Here is a 17,904-nt window from a genome sequence, read left to right as displayed (position 1 = left end):
CGCTACAGCAGCTTGTCGAGCGTGATCGGCAGGTCGCGGACGCGTTTTCCGGTGGCATTGAACACCGCGTTGGCGACCGCCGCGCCGACCCCGGTGATGCCGATCTCCCCCACCCCGCGCGCGCCCATCGGCGCGTGCGGATCGGGAATGTCGGTCCACATCACCTCGATATCCGGCACGTCCATGTGCACGGGCACATGATATTCGGCGAGGCTGGGGTTCATGATCCGGCCGCTGCGCTCGTCGAACTGCGTTTCCTCCATCAGCGCAAGGCCCAGCCCCATGACGATGCCGCCGCGGAATTGGCTGGCCGCCGTCTTTGGGTTGAGGATCCGGCCGCAGTCGAATGAACCCAGGAAGCGGCTGACCCGCACCTCCCCGGTGACGGCGTTCACCCGCACCTCGCAAAACATGGCGCCGTGCGAGTGCATGGACCAGTGCAGCATTTCGAGCGGCGGCGGCGGGCTGGCCTCCGCAACGACGGTGTCGCGGCGCGCGCGCGACAGGATGGAGGCATAGCTTTCGAAGCGGTCCGGATCGTCGAGCTTGGCAAGGCCGCCGTCACGCCCGCCGACATCCTCCACCTTCAAGCCGGCCAAGGGCGAGTCGTTGCCGGCCAGCTTCAGCAGTTCCTTCACCAGCACCCGCTGTGCAGCGATCACAGAGGCGCCGATCGCCGCCGTCTGCTGCGACCCGCCCGCGAGCACGACGCCCGGCAGGCTGCTGTCGCCGTAGCGGAAGGTCACCTGATCCATCGCCAGGCCCAGCCGGTCGGCCGCGACCTGCGTCTGCGCGGTGGACGTGCCCATGCCCATTTCGTGCGCGGCGATGTCGATGGTCGCCGCGCCGTCCTTCGACAGGGTGATGCGCGCCGCGCCGCCCGGCATCCGGTAATAGGGATAGGTCGCGGTCGCGACGCCGGTGCCGATCAGCCATTCGCCATCCTTCCGGCTGCCGGGGGCGCCGCGCGACGACCAGCCGAACCGCTCCGCGCCGGAGCGATAGGCCTCCTCCACATGGCGGGCCGAGAAGGGCGCGCCGGTCGACGGGTCTTTGTCGGGCTCGTTCCGCAGCCGGAGCTCGATCGGATCGATCCCCATCGCCACCGCAAGCTCGTCGATCGCGCTTTCGAGCGCGAAGGTGCCGACCGCCTCGCCGGGCGCGCGCATGAAGGTGTTGGCGATCATGTCGACATAGGCGACCTCGACATCCAACTTCATGGTCCTGGAGGCGTAGCCGCTGCGCGCCGGCAGGATGAAGGGCTCCGGCATCATGTTGTGCCGGGTCATCGCGATCGTGCCGGAGTGGATCAGCGACTGGAACCGCCCATCGGCATCCGCGCCGATCGCGACCCGCTGTTCGGTGACGGTGCGCCCGCCGACCATGCGGTGCACGCCTTCGCGCGAGAGCATGATGCGCACCGGCCGGCCGGCCAGCTTGGACGCCGCCGCGGCCAGCACCTGATGCTGCCACAAGGTCTTGCTGCCAAAGCCGCCGCCCACGAAGGGCGAGGTGACGTGGACCTGATCCTCGTCGATGCCGAACACCTGCGCCAGCGACCAGGCGGTGTGCGCGACGGCCTGCGACGCGTCGTGCACGCGGAGCCGATCGCCCTGCCACATCACGGTGGCGGCGTGCAGCTCGATCGGATTGTGGTTGTGGCGCGGCGTCCGGTAGACGGCATCGACCTTGTGGGCGGCCTCGGCGAGCGCCGCATCCGCATCGCCGTTCCGGCTCTGCAGCGGCTGGTTCATGAACAGGCCGGGGACGGTGCCGTTGTCCTTGGCGGCGGCAAAGGACGTGACCGCCTCCTCCGCCTGATAGGTCACGCGGATCAGCGACGTGGCATGATCGGCCTGTTCCTGCGTGTCCGCCAGCACCAGCGCGACCGGTTGCCCGTTCCAGTGAATGCGGTCGTCCTGCATGATCGGCAGGTCGTCGCCGCCCGCCGCCTTCGCGCCGGTCAGGAACAGGGGCATCGTCGCCATGCGCGGCGCGTTCCTGTGCGTCATGACGAGCGAGACGCCGGGCGCAAGCAGGGCATCTGACACGTCCATGGATGCGATCCGCCCCTTCGGGATCGTCGAGAAGAGGAGCGCGGCATAGGCCATCCCCTCGAGCGGGATCTCCGCCGCGAAGGGCGCGGCGCCGGACACCTTGAGCGGCCCGTCGATGCGCGACACCGGCTGCCCGACATGGCCATGCTTGTGGAAGATCAGCGGATCGGGCCGGCCGCCGGGCATCCAGCTGTCGGGGGCAAGCTGGATCGCCTTGGTCATCGCCGCCTGGGTCGCGGCCTGCATCGCCTGCTTTGCGGTGCGCGCATGGTCCCGGATGCTCATGCCCGTTCCTCCACCAGATCATCAAGGACGGCGGTGATGGCGCGGGCCGCCAGTTCCACCTTGAAGCCGTTGCCCGACAGCGGCGCGGCCGCCGCCAGTTCCGCCTCTGCCGCGTGGCGGAAGCTGTCGCTTCGGGCCGGCTGGCCGATCAGCGCGGCCTCCGCCGCATGGGCCCGCCACGGCTTGTGCGCGACGCCGCCCAGCGCGATGCGGACATCGCGCACGGTGCCGCCGTCCACCTCGATCGCCGCAGCGACGGAGACGAGCGCGAAGGCGTAGCTCGCCCGGTCGCGCACCTTGCGATAGGTGGAGCGCGCGGCGAGCGGCTGTGCCGCGATCTCCACCGCGGTGATCAGTTCGCCGGGGCGCAGCACCGTTTCAACATCGGGGCTGTCGCCGGGCAGCAGGTGGAAATCGCCGAACGGGACCGTCCGGCCCCCGTCAGGCCCGTCCAGGTGAACGGTGACGTCGAGCGCGGCCAGCGCCACGCACATGTCCGACGGGTGGGTGGCGACGCAGGCGGGCGACGCGCCCAGGATGGCATGGATGCGGTTGAAGCCGCCGACGGCATCGCAGCCGGCGCCGGGCGCGCGCTTGTTGCAGCGCGCCGCATCATCGTAGAAATAGGCGCAGCGCGTGCGTTGCAGCAGGTTGCCGCCGACCGTCGCCATGTTGCGGATCTGCCCGCTCGCGCCCGCCAGGATCGCGCGGGACAGCAGCGGGAAGCGGGACCGGACAGCGGGGTGTTCGGCAAGCGCGGTGTTGCGGACGCCCGCGCCGACCATCAGCCCGCCGTTATCGGTGTCCTCGATCGCCGTCGACAGGCCGGTGACGTCGACCAGATGGGCCGGCGCCTCGATCGTCTCGCGCATCAGATCGACGAGGTTGGTGCCGCCGCCAAGATATTTGCTTTGCGGGCGGGCGGCGACCGCGATCGCCTCCGCCACGCTGCCGGCGCGCTGATAGGCGAAGGGGATCATCGGACGTCCTCCGCAAAGGTTTCGGTGATGGCGGCGACGATGCCGTTGTAGGCGCCGCAGCGGCACAGGTTGCCGCTCATCCGCTCACGTACCTCCTCGCCCGACAGCGGCACCGGGTCGCCGTCCAGATCCGCCGTGACGAAGCTGGGGAGGCCGCGTCGCGCCTCCGCGGCCATGCCGATCGCCGAGCAGATCTGCCCCGGCGTGCAATAGCCGCACTGAAAGCCGTCATGGTCGATGAAGGCCTGCTGCAGCCGGTGGAGCGATCCGTCCTCCGCCAGCCCTTCCACCGTGGTGACGGAGCGGCCCTCATATTGAACCGCGAGGCCGAGGCAGGAAAGGATCCGCTCCCCATCGACAAGCACGGTGCAGGCGCCGCACGCGCCCTGGTTGCAGCCCTTCTTGGTGCCGGGAAGGTCGAGCCGTTCGCGCAGCAGATCAAGGAGCGAAACGCGCGGGTCGACATCCACGCTGACCGGTTTGCCGTTGATCACGAGATCCATTGGCCGCCCCCTGTGCCAGATTGCTCCACCATAACTCCCGAGGCGCCGTTTCGGTGCCGATCCGGCAGGCCCGATGCATCCCGCGGAGACAGTCTGCGTTCACCTGCCGACGCGTAGCGGCAGGGAAGGAGGTTTTGCATGACGGATCGTGACGGGCGGATGGATGCCGTGCGCGGCGACATGGACGCGCTGCTGGGCCGGTCGGCGCTGTGCCGCGCCCCGTTGCCGGGCGAGGACCTTCCCGACCCGCGCCCTGCCGCACCCGCCGCGGCGCGTGGCGGACGGGGGCGCGGCGTCGGGTTGGGCGTGCTGCTGCTGCTGGGTGTCGGCACCGGCATCGCGATGGGCGGATGGCCCGCGCAGCCGGTGGTCGCCGACGGCGTGCGCCAGTCGGTCGGCGGAAAGGCGCCGGCGCCCTCCCGCGCCCCGACCGTCGCCGCCGCGCAGCCGGTGGAGGTGCCGACGCTCGACCTGGCCGCGATCGAGGCCGCGCGCGCGCCCGACCCGGAGGTCGCCGATCCGGTGGAGCAGCAGGTGGCGGTGAGAGCGGAACCGGTCGCGCCGGCGCCCGCGCGCACCCGCGCCGCGCCGCGCCGGGAGGTGGCCGCGCGCCGCGACGATTGCGGACGCTATGAGGGGGCGGACGCCGCGGCCTGCCTGTACGACCGGCTGCTGGACGCGGACGGCCGGCTCGCCGCCGCCTATGAGCGGGCGGTGGATGCGGGCGTGCCGGTCGCCGATCTGCGCATGCTGCGCCGCGAATGGTCGCGCGCGCGCCGTTATGCCGAGGATGATCCGATCGGCGTGGCGGAGGCGTTCGACGCGATCGCCGCCGACCTGCGCGCCGCGTCGCGCGCCTATTCCCGCCGCGCGGTGCTGTGAGCGGCGCCAGCGGGATGGCAGGGCAGCTGATCTACGCAGTCGGCGACGTTCACGGCCGATACGACCTGCTGCGCCGGCTGCTGGCGGCGATCGCGGAGGATGCGGGCGCGCACGCCGGGCGCCCGACGCTGATCCTGCTGGGCGATTATGTGGATCGCGGTCCGGCGAGCGCGGAGGTGCTGACCGCGCTTTGCTGGCTGCGGCGGGAGAGCGGGGCGCGGTTGCACCTGCTGAAAGGGAACCACGAAGCGCTGATGCTGGATGCGCTGAACGATCCAGCGACGATGCCGCGGTGGCTGGCGGTCGGCGGCGATGCGACCCTGAAGGCGTACGGGATCGATGCGGACGACGGCGAGCCCGAGGCGCTGCGCGACCGATTGCTGGACGCGATGCCGGCATCGCACCTCCGCCTGCTGCAGTCGCTGGAGCTTTCGGTGGAGATCGGCGACTATTTCTTCGTGCACGCCGGCATCCGGCCGGGAACGCCGATCGCGCGGCAGAAGGCCGAAGACCTCATCTGGATCCGCGATCCATTCCTTACGGGGTCGGGCGCGCTGGAGAAGCGGATCGTCCATGGCCATAGCTGGACGTCGGACAAGCCGCACATCGATGAGCGCCGCATCGGCGTGGACACGGGTGCGTGGAAGACGGGCGTGCTGACCGCCGTCCGGTTGCACGAACGCAGCGAACGGATCCTGACGGCGCGCCAGGAACCCTGAAGGCGAGCAGCACCGGTCCCGCGCCAGCAGGCAGGCACCGCCGCCGGCAGCCTGACGCGGCTGCCGGCGAGAGGCGTGGGATCAGCGCTGGCGCGAGAGCGTGCGGACCTCGTCCAGATGCTGCTGCACGATCGGACGCGCGCCGGCGGCAGCGCGGCGCAATGCCGGCTGATCGCCGCGATCGGCGTAGGTGCTGTGGAGCGCCAGCGCCTGTTCGTGCGCGCGGACCTGCTGTGTCAGGTAGGTGCGGTCGAAGCCCGCGCCGCTGAGGCGACGAAGTGCCGCCACATTGGCGCGCTGTTCCGGGTTGAGCACGGGCGGCCGCGGGGTGAGGCCGGCTTCGCGCGCGGCCGCCGTCACCTGCTCCGTCGTCTGGCGGTGATGGGTGATCATCATCTGCGCGTAGCGACGCACGTCCTCATTGCGCGACTTTTCGAGCGCGAGCTGGGAGGACTGGATCTCGTACAGGTCGCTCGCGCCCGCCATCGGCACGAAGGCCGCCGCCGTGGTCGGGGTCTGGGGCGACGGGGCAGCGCGTGCGGTAGCCGGCGCGGCCGCCTGCACCGATGCGCTGGCAGGCAGGGTGGTCGCGAGCATCGTCAGCGCGGCGCCGGCAAGGATCATCGCCTTCATCGTCCATACTCCGTCAAGGTGAGGACGAAGAGCGCGCTATCCCCGGCCGGGTTCCGGCCGGATCGGGCAGAACTGATGCAGATCAGGCACTTGGCGCCGGAAACCCTTGCGGCAGGCAAGGATCCCCGGCGCCGCCATGTCAGGCGGGCACCGCCTCCGCCGACAGGACTGTGGGCTCAGGCGCGCCGCTGATCTCCGCCAGCGGATTGAGGGTGCCGTCGCGAAGATCGTAGATCCAGCCATGCAGCGTCAGCGGCTGGCCACGGCGGAAGGCGGCCTGCACGGCGGCCGTGCGGGACAGACGCTCCAGCTGCTCGCGCACGTTGAGCTCCACCAGCCGGTCGAGCCGCTCCGCATCGGGCAGCGAGCGGAGCTCATCGGCGTGGCGATCCGCCAGGTCGCCGACACAGCGGACCCAGTGACCGAGCGCGCCTTCCGCATCCTGCTTCAGCCCATGTTCGACACCGCCGCAGCCAAGATGGCCGCACAGGATGATGTGACGCACCTTTGTCTTTTCGAGCGCGACCTGCAGCACCGCCATCAGGTTCTCGTCCTCTTCATAGACGAGGTTCGCGACGTTGCGGTGGATCGACATCACGCCGGGAGGCGAGTTGGTGATCTGGTCGGGCGCGACCCGGCTGTCGGAACAGCCGATCCAGAGGAAGTTGGGCTTCTGCTCGGCCGCCTGCCGTTCGAAGAAGTCGGGCCGTTCGTCCTTCAGTTGAGCGGCCCAGGCGCGATTGGCCAGGAGCAGGAGTGTTTCGTCGTTCATGCGTGCACCAGTTCCCGCCTGTCGGCGTTGATGAGCGGAGCCGAACGCTCCGCAATGTCGCCGCGCACCATCACCCGGATGTTCCGGAAGGACGCGCCGCGAACGAAGGCATTGATGATGTCGATGTTGTCGAGGTCGACATAGGAGGTGGCCGACAGGTCGATCAGCACCGATGCGCCATCCTCGACACGGCCCAGTTCCCGCTGCAGCTCGTACTTGTGAATGAAGTAGAGGTTGCGGCGGGCGCGGATCATGTAGTTGCCCTTGCCGTCCTCCACCGTGACCACCGCCGAGCGGAAGTTGCGGGCGACCACGAACACGAAGCCGACGGCCAGGCCGATCACGATGCCGATCAGGAGATCGGTGAACATGATCGCGGTGATCGTGACCACGAAGGGCACGAACTGCGTCATTCCCTGCTTCCAGCGCTTCGTGAACAAGGACGGCTTGGTCAGCTTGTAGCCCGTCGCGATCAGCACCGCAGCCAGCGCGGCGAGCGGAATGAGGTTGAGGACGAACGGGATGAGGAGGACGCTGAGCAACAGCCAGCTGCCGTGAAGGATGGTCGACAGCTTGCTGCTGGCGCCGGAATCGACGTTGGCGGACGAGCGCACGATCACGGAGGTGACCGGCAGGCCGCCGATCATGCCCGAGACGAGGTTGCCGCCGCCCTGGGCGAACAGTTCCCGGTTCTTGTCCGTAGTGCGGCGTTGCGGATCGAGTTCGTCCACCGCCTTTACCGACAGGAGCGATTCAAGGCTGGCGACGATTGCCAGCGTCAGCGCCGTCGACCAGACCGCCATGTTGCCGACCTGACCGAAGTCGGGAAGCGTGAAGAGGCCGACGAAGCCGCTGATCCCGTCGGCGATCGGCACCTGCACCAGGTGGCTGGGCTGAAGGTAAAGGCCGGGCGCCGCGACCGCGAACAGCGCGTTCAACGCGATGGCACCGACCACGACGACCAGCGGTCCGGGCAGCAGCTTCAAGGGGCCGTCCTTCGGGCGCGCCGCATCCCACCAGAACAGAAAGGCGATCGACAGGCCGGAGATGATGACGGCGCCGGGCGTCAGATAGTTGGTGACGCTGTACCAGAGCGACGACAGCGTGTTCTGGCCATCGGGCTGCATGAAGGCGAAATCGCCCTCCGGATCGCCGTCATAGCCGACCGCGTGGGGGATCTGCTTCAGGATCAAGATGAGGCCGATGGCGGCGAGCATGCCGGTGATCACCGAGCTCGGCACGAATTCGGCCAGCACGCCGGACTTCGAAAAGGAAAACAGGATCTGGATGACGCCGGCAATGACGACGGCGAGAAGGAAGGCTTCGTAGCTCGGCAGGCGCTCGATCGCCGCGAAGACGATCACGGTGAGACCGGCCGCCGGGCCGCTGACCGACAGCGGCGACGACGACAGCGTGCCGACAACGATGCCGCCGACGATGCCGGCGATCAGACCGCTGAACAGCGGCGCGCCGGAGGCGAGGGCGACGCCGAGACACAGCGGCAGCGCGACCAGCGCCACCACGATGGATGACGGCAGGTCCTGCTTCCAGCCTGCCAGGCTCAGTCCCTTGATCATTCAATTCCTTTCAAACCGGATCCCGGCAGCATGGTCGCGACGATCATCGGCGCCGCGGCAAGGGCGGCCCGCGGCATCCCCGTCGGCATCGTCACCCGGTTCGGCCGTTCCAGCGGAGCGGTGGGAATGGCGAGGCCGGTCACGAAAGCCTTGTGCTCGAGGGGCAGGCGCCGCCGGATGGAGCCCTGTCGCTCCAGCCAGGTGAAGCCATCCCACGTCGGGGATGTGCCCTTCCTATCGAACGCTGTCTTTCCGGGCTCCGCTCGGACTGTAACGAATCGTTGCTCAGGCCGCCGGCAGGACGATGGTGGCGCGCAGCCCGCCTTCGGCCCGGTTGGCGAGCGTGAACTGTCCGCCGTCGTCGGAGACGGCCTTCACCACGATCGACAGGCCAAGGCCGAACCCGGCAGTGTCCCGCTGCCGCGCCCGATCGAGCCGCACGAACGGCTCCAGCACGGCCGCGAGCGACTCCTCCGGGATGCCGGGCCCTTCGTCGTCGATCTCGATCCGCGTCTCGCCGTCGGCATGGCGGAGGCGAAGCGTGACGGAGCCGCCATAATGGGTCGCGTTTTCGACCAGGTTGACGATCGCGCGGCGGAAGCTCGAGGGCCGCAGCATGCGCTCGACATGGGGCGGCCCCTGGTAGACGGCCGGAAAGCCATGGTCGCTCGCATCGTCGATGACGCTGGCGCAGAGCACCGCCACGTCGATCAGCCGGGGTGTCTCCGGATCACCCTCCCCGCCCAAATAGGCGAGCAGGGAGGTGACCATGGCCTCCATGCCGGCAAGATCGGCCTCCACCTCGCTCCGCAAGCCGTCGTCGCCGATGGCGTCGGCACGCAGCCGCAGCCGCGCCATGGGCGTGCGGAGATCGTGGCTGACGGCGGCGAGCGCGACCATGCGCTCGTCGATCAGCCGGCCGATCCGCGCCTGCATGGCGTTGAAGGCGGAGATGAGCCGGCGGACGTCGCCGGTGCCGGCTTCCTCGACATGCGGCAGGCTCTTGTCGAGCGACGGGCCGAAGCGTTCAACGGCGCGGGTGAGCGCGCGGACCGGCTGCAGCGTCTGCCGGATCAGGATGCCGCCCAGGACCATCAGGACCAGGGCGGGGAGCAGCGTCGCCAGCACCCGCTCATAGGCGAAGCCGACGCGGCGCACCGGATCGAGCGTGCGGAAATAAAGCCAGCTGCTGTCCTCCAGCCGCAGCGCGCCGGCGATCACGGAGGCGCCGCCGGGCGACAGCAGCGCGACACGAAGGCCGGTGCGGTCGAGGCTGGGTTCCCAGGCGAGGATCTGCGCGCGCATCCGGTCGGGCTCGGCCCCCGTCGCGGGGATGGTGGGCGCGGCGTCGCTCCAGCGGACGAGATAGCGGTCGGTGGTCAGTTCGCGCGACATCGCCTGGCGCTCGGCGGGGCTCGCCTCCGTCACGATGCGGCGGGAGATGACGAGATGTTCGGCCAGGCGCCGCGCCTCGTCGTCGCGGACGGAGAATTCGGTCGCGCGTTCGTAGAGATAGGTGCTGACGCCGAATTCGACGACCAGGGTGACGAGCAGGATGGCGACCAGCCGGCCGATCAGGCCGAAGCGTTGCAGGCCCGACCCGATCACTCGCGCGTCACGGGCACGTTCAGGATGTAGCCGACGCCGCGCACGGTGACGATCGGCGCGGGCTTGTCCACGGTGGAGAGCTTGCGCCGAAGCCGGCTGATGAGGACGTCGACGCTGCGGTCGGACGCATCGCCGGGACGGCTGCGCGCAAGCTCGATCAGGCGTTCGCGCGCGATGACGCGCTGCGCATGGTCGAGGAGGACCACCAGAAGATCGAACTCGGCGCCCGTCAGCTCGACCACGGCGCCGGTGGGCGAGCGCAGTTCCCGCCGGGGAACGTCGGCCACCCAGTCCTCGAACCGGTAGACCTTGAGGCTCGGCTCGCTGGCGATCGCGCCTGCCTCGAACCGGCGGCGGACGGCGCGGATGCGCGCCAGCAGCTCGCGCGTGCCGAACGGCTTGGGGAGATAATCGTCGGCGCCGAGCTCCAGCCCGATGACGCGGTCCACCTCGCTGCCCTTGGCGCTAATGAAGATGATCGGGACGGCGGAGGTCTGGCGGATGCGCCGGCACAGGTCGATACCGCTCGTCCCCGGCAGCATGATGTCGAGCAGCACAAGCTCCGCCGTGCCGTCGGCAAGCGCCTCCCACATCTCGGGCGCGCCCGCGCAGGGGCGCACCTCGTAGCCGTTTTCCCGAAGTGCGCGGGAGGTCAGCGTGCGCAGCGCGGGATCGTCTTCCACCAGCACGATCATTTGCCGGGACTATGACCGGCCTTGCGCGGGTGCAAGGCCGGTCGTGCGGTCACCAGGCGAAGGTGGCGGCCGATCCGGGTGCGAGCGTGAAGCCGAAGCTGCGTCCGGGCGCCTCGATGCGGAGCGGTCGCGGCTCCTCCGCACCGTTGAAGGCGAGAAGGACGAGCGACCCGTTGTCGGCATTGCGGAACGCCACGGTCTTCACCCCTGCCTCCCCGCTGGTCGAGCCGATGCGGTGGGCGCCGGGCCGGACGAAACGGCTGAGGTGGCCGAGCGCGTAATAGTCCACCTCCCGCTCCACAGCGCCGGTCGCGGGATCGATGCGGACCACGCCGCGGCAGGTGCGGCAGCCGCCAAGCTGCGGGCCGTTGCGCGGATCAAGCGCGAGGTTCCACAGGAGAACGCCCTTCGCCCAGCCGCGCGTGGTGTCGATCATCAGGCCGACCGCATCCGAGAGCCCGGTGGCCCAGCCCGGCCGCCATTCCCCGCCCGAACATTCGGTGAAGAAGGTCTCGCGGTCCGGAAAGGCCTCGTGCACGGGGGTCTGGGCCGACACGTTGCCGGCGTAGCAATGCCATGCCGTGCCGGCGACGTAGCGGGTCGCCGCCGGATCGCGCAGCACGGTCAGCGGCTGTTCCGGCTGATCCCAGTTATGGTCCCAGTCGAGGATGCGGGTGGCGAGACCTTCGCGCTCCAGGAGCGGACCGAGGTGCTGGCCGACGAAGCGGGCGCGGTCGACGGCCGGCCACTTCATGCCCGGATAGTCGGTTGGGGAGAAATCGGGCTCGTTCTGGATCGTAAGGTAGCGGATCGCGACCCCTTCCGCCCGATAGGCCTGGAGGTAGCGGGCGAAGTAGCGCGCATAGACGTCGTAGGCGTCCGGGCGAAGCGTTCCGCCGATCATCGAGTCGCTGGTCTTCATCCAGCCGGGCGGGCTCCAGGGGCTCGCCATGACGACAAGGTCGGGGTTCACCGCCAGGGCGGACTTCAGGACGGGCAGGACGTCCGCGCGATTGGGATTGATCGAGAAGCGGCGAAGATCGGAATCCCGCTCCCCTGCCGGCATGTCGTCGAAGCTGTAGTGGGTCGGCGAGAAGTCGGATGCGCCGATCGTCAGCCGGGTAAAATCGAGGCCGAGGCCGCCCTCCCCGCGCCCGAACAGTTCGCGAATGAGCGCGTCGCGGCGGTCCTGCGGGAGCGCGTCGATCAGGATCGCGGAGGCATCGGTGATCGAGGCGCCGAAGCCGACCATCGTCTGATGGCGGGTGTCAGGATCAACGGTGATGCGCAGCGCCGTCGTTTCGGGGGTCGCCGCAACGGGCTGGGGCGACAGCCGCTGGGCGCCGTCGGCGCTGGTGACGACGGCCGTCACCGGCTGGGCGGCGGACCGGAGGGCGGGCGTGGCGCAGCCGGCAAGCGACAGGGCCGCCAAGGCAGCGGCAATCGTGCGGATCATGGCCGCAGACGCCGGTCGGCGAGCCGCGCGGTGGCGGTGAGGCCGGCCGCGAGATCCGCCTGGGCCGCGCTTTCCGCCACGATCACCGGATAGTCGCCGGCGGCGATGTGCCAGCCGGGCTGCGCGGGGTCGTAGTCGGCAAGGATGCGCGGGTCGATGGTGACCGATACCTGCCGGCTTTCGCCCGGCGCGAGCTCGACGCGCTGGAAGCCGACGAGGCGGAGCGACGGTCCGTCGCGGCGACCGGCGCGGGCATAGACCTGCGGCACGTCTGCACCGGCAACGCGGCCGGTGTTGGTGACGGTGAAGGTGACGGCCAGGTTGTCGCCCGGAACGATCCGAAGGTCGCTGTAGGAAAAGCGCGTGTAGGAGAGGCCGTGGCCAAAGGCGAACAGCGGGGAAAGGCCCTGCTTGTCGAACCATCGGTACCCGACATCGGCGCCTTCGGTGTAGGTGACGGAGAAGTCGCGCACCCCGCCGCTCTGCCCGTAATTGGCGGTGTCGCCCGCCGACCGGCGCGCTTCGGCGGCGCGCAGCTCGTCAAGGCCGGGAACATCGGGGCGCGGCGTCTGCGACGCGTCCTTCAGGAAGGTCATCGGCATGTGGCCGGACGGATTGACGTCGCCGAACAGGATGCGGGCGATCGCCTCCCCGCCGCGCTGCCCGGGATACCAGGCCTGGAGCACGGCCGGCACGCGGTCGATCCACGGCATCAGCACGGGGCCGCCGGATTCCATGACCACCACCGTGCGGCGGTTGGCGGCGGCAACCGCATCGATCAGCGCGTCCTGATTGTCGGGGAGTGCGAGCGAATAGATGTCCTGCGCTTCGCTGCGCCACTGCGTCGCGAACAAGACGGCGAGATCGGCGTCGCGCGCCGCGGCGGCGGCGGCGGCGGGATCGCTGCCGTCGACATAGCTGACGTCCGCATCGGGCAGGAGCGCGCGGATCGCGTTCAGCGGCGAGGAGGCATGCCAGGTGACGCGCGCGAAGGACGCGGCCGCGCCCTCTGTCAGCGGGATTTCGACAGGCGCGCCGCCGACCGAGCGGACCTGCGACGAGCCGCCGCCCGACAGCACGCCGACATCCGCGCGCCCGCCGATCAGCACCACCTTGCGCGCGGTCTTGGCGAAGGGGAGCACGCCGCCGTCATTCTTCAGGAGAACGATGCCGGCCTCCGCCACGCGCTGCGCGACCTCCGCATTGGCGGCATAGTCGATCGGCTGCGCGGATGCGGGCGTGGGGCGATCCATCAGCCCCGAGGAGATGACGCCGAACAGGATGCGGCGCACCATGTCGTGCAGACGCGCCTCGGGAACGGTGCCGGCCTCCACCGCCTCCTCCAGCGGATCGCCGAAGAACATCGCGGTGTCGAGCTCTCGCCCCGACTGCTGGTCGAGACCGGCGTTGGCGGCCTTCACGGTCGAATGAACGCCGCCCCAGTCCGACATCACCCAGCCGCGGTAACCCCAGTCGCTCTTGAGGACGCGGTTCAGGAGAAAGTCGTTCTCGCAGCTCCAGTCGCCGTTCACCTTGTTGTAGGCGCACATGACGGAGCCGGGCTGGCCGCGCTCGATCGCGATCTGGAAGGCGAGCAAGTCGCTTTCGCGAAGCGCCGCCTCGCCGATGCGGGCGTCGACGATCGCTCGGCCGGTCTCCTGCGAGTTCAGCGCCATGTGCTTCACCGTCGACACAATGCCGTTCGATTGCACGCCGCGGATCGATTCCCCGCCGAGGATGCCGGAGACCAGCGGATCCTCCCCCAGATATTCGAAGGTCCGGCCGCCCCAGGGATCGCGGGTGAGGTTGATGCCGCCCGCCAGGAGAACGTTGAAGGTCTTGGCGCGCGCTTCCGACCCGATCATCGCGCCGCCCTGATAGGCGAGTTCCGGGCTGAAGCTGGCGGCGAGCGCGAGGCTGGACGGGAGCGCGGTGGCGACGTCTCCGCGGCGCTGTTCGACCTGGTTGGCGACGCCCAGGCTGGCGTCGCTTTCCCGCAGCGTCGGCACGTTGAGGCGGGGCGTGCCGGGGACATAGCCGGCGGACGGGATCATGTCGGCCGGCTTGTCCGCCGACATGGGCGGGAAATAGCCGAAGACGTAGCGCAGCTTTTCCTCGCGCGTCATGCGCCCGGCGATCTCGTCGGCGCGGGCCCAGGCCTCGTCGGAGGAGACGGCAGTGATCGACGGGGACGCGGGTGCAAGCTCCGGCGCCTGCGCCTGTGCGAGCGACCCGACACCGACCAAGGCGAGCAGCGAGGTGGCGGCAAGCAGCGGCCGGGAGTTGAAGCGCCCATGCGCGCCCATGGCCGCGGCGATCCGGCGCGCGGCCGTACCCAATCGATTCACGCTTGCTCTCCCCTTGCTACCCGTCGGGCTCGCTTCGCCCGTTCGGCGGGAAGCCTAGCGCCCGGTGGCGGCGATTGGAAGCGCTTCCAGTTCAGGCCTGCCGGTGGACCTGCGCGAGACCACCGTGTGGGCGATATATTCGTGCACCGGCGATTGCGCCTCGCCCGGGGTCTTCAGCGCCTCCGCCAGCATCTCCACGGCGCGAAAGCTCATCTCGCGGATCGGCTGATGGACGGTGGTGAGCGGCGGCCAGACGATCGCGGACACCGGCGTGTCGTCGAAGCCGACGATCGACAAGGCGCCCGGCACGTCGATGCCGAGCTGATGCGCGGCGAAGAGCGCGCCGGCCGCGGTGTCGTCATTGGCGCACACGACCGCGGTGGGCCGCGCCGCCGCGGACAGCAACGTCGGCAGCAGGTCCTTGCCCGACATGAAGGTGAAGTTGCCGCGCGCATCGGCGACGTCGGCGGGATCCAGCCGCGCCTCCGCCAGCGCGCGCATCACGCCATCGAAGCGGCTTTCGGCGGAGCGGTGCCCTTCGCGCCCGCGAATGAAGCCGAAGCGGCGGTGCCCGAGCGCGAGCAGATGGGCGGCGAGATCATAGCCGGCGCGTTCGTCGTCCATGCCGACGCCGGGCACGCGCGCGCCCGTGGCGTCGCCGGGCGAGACGCAGGCCACCGCGCATCCGCGCGCGACCAGCGCGTCGATCAAGCGCGTGTCGTCGGCAAAGGGCGGGGTGAGCACGACGCCGTCGCAGCGCCGCTCCTCCACCAGCGCCACCACCTCCTCCACCCCGCGCGGATCGTCCTGGACCGCGGCATGGGTGATGAGGTGGAGGCCAAGCTGCGTGCAGGCCCGGAGCGCCCCCACCTCCAACGCGGACTGGTAATAGCTGTTGGGTTCCAGATCGAGTTCAGCCGCGCAGATCAGCGCAACCGTGCGGCTGTTGCCGCCGGCGAGGAAGCGCGCCTGGATGTTGACCTGATAGCCGAGCGCGTCGACAGCCTCCTGCACGCGGGCGCGGAGCTTCGCGCTGACGTTGGGGCCGTTGTTGAGCACGCGGGAGACGGTGGTGCGACCGACACCCGAGCGCGCGGCGACATCATCGATCGTGGGCTTGCGGGAAATGGCGCGCTCCGGTGGTGGTTGCCCGGCAGGTGTGGCGCGGCGCGTGCCGGGTGGCAAGGGCTCCCCCGTCAGGCCGCGTCGAGGAAGCTGGCGATCGTCAGCCGGCCGGTCGCGGGATCGGCCGACACCGCGCCGTCCGGCACCCGGGCGCAGTGAAGCAGGCTGCCGCGATAGATCGCCGCGCGGTTGAAGGCTGGATCAACCGCGCCGATCCGTTCGAACACGGGCGTGTCGCCGTCGATATAGGCGGCGGCCGGTTCGCCGTGGCGGGCGAAATCATCCTTGAGCGCGGCCAGGAAGCGCGGCCGGCGGGCAGCGTCGATCACCTCGAACCCGGTTGCGCGGTGGCGAAAGAAGCCGGTGCCGCCAAGCGGGGCGCGCGACAGATAGTGGACGATGGCGATGGCGCCGGGATCAACCGCATCGACATGGGGGATGCGTTGTGCGAGCGACAGCGACGCGGGCGGCGTGGTGACCAGGGAGAACAGCGCGCGGCGCACCGTCAGCCGATCGCGAAAGCCAAAGCCATCGCGCAGCACGGCCGCCAGCACGGCGCCCACCGAGGGCAGATAGCCGGCCGGCGCAGGCACCCTGGGCCCGGGGTAGAATTCGCCCAGCGGCGCGAACTCGCTTTGCTGTGCGGCGGCGACGAGGGCGTCCGGATCGGGCGCGAAATCGTCGACGATCACGACGGGCTCCCGCTCCGCCCCGACATGCTGCAGGCGGATGCGCGGCGTCATGCCGGGGCGGCGCAGGTCTTTGCGACGTAATCGGCATGGGTGGGCATCAGCGCCACGCACTTGTCGATCACACCACGGATGTTTTCCAGATAGGCGGCGACATCGGCGGGCGAGCGCACGTCCACCAGCGGATCGTGCGCGCGCGGCAGGATGCCCTGCCCGATCAGCACCTGGATCCAGCTTTCCTCCGCGAACAGCTCCTCATCCTCCCGGAAGATGCGGCCATTGGCGGCGAACAGCGCGATCTTGCGCGCGAGCGTGTCGGGCACGTCCATGTCGCGGACATGGCGCCAGAAGGCGGTGTCGTCCCGCTCCGTCGCCTTGTAGTGGAGGATCACGAAGTCGCGGATGCGTTCATATTCGAACTGCGTCTGGCGGTTATATTCGTCGATGTTGGCGGGATCGAAGCCGGCGTCGGGCAGCAGCCGGACCAGCCGGATGACCGCCGACTGGATGAGGTGGAGGCCGGTGGATTCGAGCGGCTCGATGAAGCCTGCCGCCAATCCGACGGCCACGACGTTGCGGTTCCAGGCGAGCTTTCGCCGCCCGGTTGTGAAGCGCAGGCGGCGCGGGGCAACCAGCGGATCGCCGTCGAGATTGACGAGCAGAATGCGTTCGGCCGTGTCGTCGTCCATGTGGCGGCTGGAATAGACATGGCCGTTGCCGGTGCGGTGCTGCAGCGGGATGCGCCACTGCCAGCCGGCCGGGCGCGCGGTGGCGCGCGTGTAGGGCGGAAAGTCCGTCCGCGGCGACACCACGGCGACCGCCCGGTCGCAGGGCAGCCAGTGCGACCAGTCCTCGTAGCCGGTCGACAGCGCGCCTTCGATGAGGAGGCCGCGGAAGCCCGAGCAGTCGACGAACAGGTCGGCCTCGATCACCTCGCCATCGTCCATGGCGACCGCGCGGACGAAGCCCGTGGTGCCGTCCTGCTGCACGGAGGCGACGCGCCCTTCCCGCCGGCGGACGCCGCGCGCCTCCGCATAGTCGCGCAGGAAACGGGCGTAGAGGCCGGCGTCGATGTGGAAGGCATGGGCGATCTGCCCCATCGGCGAGGCCGGCATGTCGGTGCGCGCGCGCATGAACTTGTGCGCGGGCGGCGCCGCGGTGTTGATCGAATAGGCGTCGAGCGGGACGGTGCTGCCGGCCGCGCGCTGCTTCAGCCAGAACTGGTGGAGGCGGAGCCATTCCAGGTTCTTGCCGATGACGCCGAAGCCATGGACGTAGCGGCTGCCGGGGCGCAGCCAGTCGACGAATTCGATGCCGAGCTTGAAGCTGCCCTGCGTGCGGCGGAGGAACTCGTTCTCATCGAGGCCGAGCAGGTCGTTGTAGGTCTTGATCGCGGGGATCGTCGCCTCGCCGACGCCGATCGTGCCGATCTCCTCCGATTCGATCAGGCGGATGTCGTAAAGACCCTTGAACAGCCGGGCGAGGAGCGCGGCCGTCATCCATCCGGCCGATCCGCCGCCGACGATCAGGATGCGCCGAAGCTGCTGCATGGGGTCTGTCTAGCGCGATGGCCGG

Annotated in this window: 16 protein-coding genes; 2 read left to right on the top strand and 14 right to left on the bottom strand. The window is 69.8% G+C overall.

The features are described 5' to 3' along the window. Window positions 1-2 precede the first annotated feature (2 nt). From GGR88_RS02150 to GGR88_RS02140, 3 genes are read right to left on the bottom strand one after another with little or no spacing between them, the layout of a single operon-like run. Complete coding sequence (locus GGR88_RS02150; protein WP_167952526.1) at window positions 3-2,342, bottom strand: xanthine dehydrogenase family protein molybdopterin-binding subunit; 2,340 nt, start codon at window positions 2,340-2,342, stop codon at window positions 3-5. Then, window positions 2,339-3,322: an FAD binding domain-containing protein gene (locus tag GGR88_RS02145; RefSeq protein ID WP_167952524.1), complete on the bottom strand. Its 984-nt coding sequence runs from the start codon at window positions 3,320-3,322 to the stop codon at window positions 2,339-2,341. Before GGR88_RS02145 ends, GGR88_RS02150 begins: the two co-directional genes overlap by 4 nt. Beyond that, window positions 3,319-3,825, bottom strand: a complete 507-nt coding sequence (locus GGR88_RS02140) for a 2Fe-2S iron-sulfur cluster-binding protein (RefSeq protein ID WP_167952522.1) — start codon at window positions 3,823-3,825, stop codon at window positions 3,319-3,321. The genes GGR88_RS02145 and GGR88_RS02140 overlap by 4 nt, the downstream gene beginning before the upstream one ends. Before the next feature lie 138 nt (window positions 3,826-3,963). Here GGR88_RS02140 and GGR88_RS02135 point away from each other — a divergent pair, with 138 nt between their 5' ends. Beyond that, the gene (locus GGR88_RS02135; protein WP_167952520.1) at window positions 3,964-4,707 is read left to right on the top strand and encodes a hypothetical protein; all 744 of its coding nucleotides are present in this window, start codon (window positions 3,964-3,966) and stop codon (window positions 4,705-4,707) included. A 14-nt stretch (window positions 4,708-4,721) separates the two neighbouring features. Further along, complete coding sequence (locus GGR88_RS02130) at window positions 4,722-5,426, top strand: metallophosphoesterase family protein (RefSeq protein WP_167952518.1); 705 nt, start codon at window positions 4,722-4,724, stop codon at window positions 5,424-5,426. A gap of 81 nt (window positions 5,427-5,507) precedes the next feature. Here the strand turns inward: GGR88_RS02130 and GGR88_RS02125 are convergent, their stop codons facing one another. The 11 genes from GGR88_RS02125 to GGR88_RS02075 all read right to left on the bottom strand — a co-directional run bounded on the left by GGR88_RS02125 (window position 5,508) and on the right by GGR88_RS02075 (window position 17,879). Continuing rightward, window positions 5,508-6,059: a DUF4142 domain-containing protein gene (locus GGR88_RS02125; RefSeq protein WP_167952516.1), complete on the bottom strand. Its 552-nt coding sequence runs from the start codon at window positions 6,057-6,059 to the stop codon at window positions 5,508-5,510. A gap of 139 nt (window positions 6,060-6,198) precedes the next feature. Then, window positions 6,199-6,831 (bottom strand): carbonic anhydrase, encoded by a 633-nt coding sequence (locus tag GGR88_RS02120; RefSeq protein WP_167952514.1) that lies wholly within the window; start codon window positions 6,829-6,831, stop codon window positions 6,199-6,201. Continuing rightward, window positions 6,828-8,408, bottom strand: coding sequence for a SulP family inorganic anion transporter (locus tag GGR88_RS02115; protein ID WP_167952512.1), 1,581 nt, complete (start codon window positions 8,406-8,408; stop codon window positions 6,828-6,830). The genes GGR88_RS02120 and GGR88_RS02115 overlap by 4 nt, the downstream gene beginning before the upstream one ends. Next, window positions 8,405-8,551: a hypothetical protein gene (locus GGR88_RS02110; protein WP_167952510.1), complete on the bottom strand. Its 147-nt coding sequence runs from the start codon at window positions 8,549-8,551 to the stop codon at window positions 8,405-8,407. Before GGR88_RS02110 ends, GGR88_RS02115 begins: the two co-directional genes overlap by 4 nt. A gap of 142 nt (window positions 8,552-8,693) precedes the next feature. After that, window positions 8,694-10,016: an ATP-binding protein gene (locus tag GGR88_RS02105; RefSeq protein ID WP_342449698.1), complete on the bottom strand. Its 1,323-nt coding sequence runs from the start codon at window positions 10,014-10,016 to the stop codon at window positions 8,694-8,696. Continuing rightward, a complete protein-coding gene (locus tag GGR88_RS02100; protein WP_167952508.1) occupies window positions 10,013-10,711 on the bottom strand; it encodes a response regulator in 699 nt (232 codons plus the stop codon). The genes GGR88_RS02105 and GGR88_RS02100 overlap by 4 nt, the downstream gene beginning before the upstream one ends. A 49-nt stretch (window positions 10,712-10,760) precedes the next feature. Then, on the bottom strand, window positions 10,761-12,167 hold the full coding sequence (locus GGR88_RS02095; RefSeq protein WP_167952506.1) for a glycoside hydrolase family 30 protein: 1,407 nt from the start codon (window positions 12,165-12,167) through the stop codon (window positions 10,761-10,763). Further along, the gene (locus GGR88_RS02090) at window positions 12,164-14,473 is read right to left on the bottom strand and encodes a beta-glucosidase family protein (RefSeq protein WP_167954296.1); all 2,310 of its coding nucleotides are present in this window, start codon (window positions 14,471-14,473) and stop codon (window positions 12,164-12,166) included. The genes GGR88_RS02095 and GGR88_RS02090 overlap by 4 nt, the downstream gene beginning before the upstream one ends. 96 nt (window positions 14,474-14,569) lie before the next feature. After that, the gene (locus tag GGR88_RS02085) at window positions 14,570-15,700 is read right to left on the bottom strand and encodes a LacI family DNA-binding transcriptional regulator (protein WP_209023176.1); all 1,131 of its coding nucleotides are present in this window, start codon (window positions 15,698-15,700) and stop codon (window positions 14,570-14,572) included. 11 nt (window positions 15,701-15,711) lie between these two features. Beyond that, window positions 15,712-16,383: a DUF6445 family protein gene (locus GGR88_RS02080; protein WP_167952504.1), complete on the bottom strand. Its 672-nt coding sequence runs from the start codon at window positions 16,381-16,383 to the stop codon at window positions 15,712-15,714. Further along, on the bottom strand, window positions 16,380-17,879 hold the full coding sequence (locus GGR88_RS02075; protein WP_167952502.1) for a tryptophan halogenase family protein: 1,500 nt from the start codon (window positions 17,877-17,879) through the stop codon (window positions 16,380-16,382). Before GGR88_RS02075 ends, GGR88_RS02080 begins: the two co-directional genes overlap by 4 nt. Window positions 17,880-17,904: the final 25 nt, after the last annotated feature.

Source organism: Sphingomonas jejuensis, from assembly GCF_011927695.1.
In the GTDB taxonomy this organism is placed as follows: Bacteria; Pseudomonadota; Alphaproteobacteria; order Sphingomonadales; family Sphingomonadaceae; genus Sphingomonas_K; species Sphingomonas_K jejuensis.
Note: the sequence above shows the minus strand (reverse complement) of the source record. Positions and strands in the feature narration are given on the sequence as shown.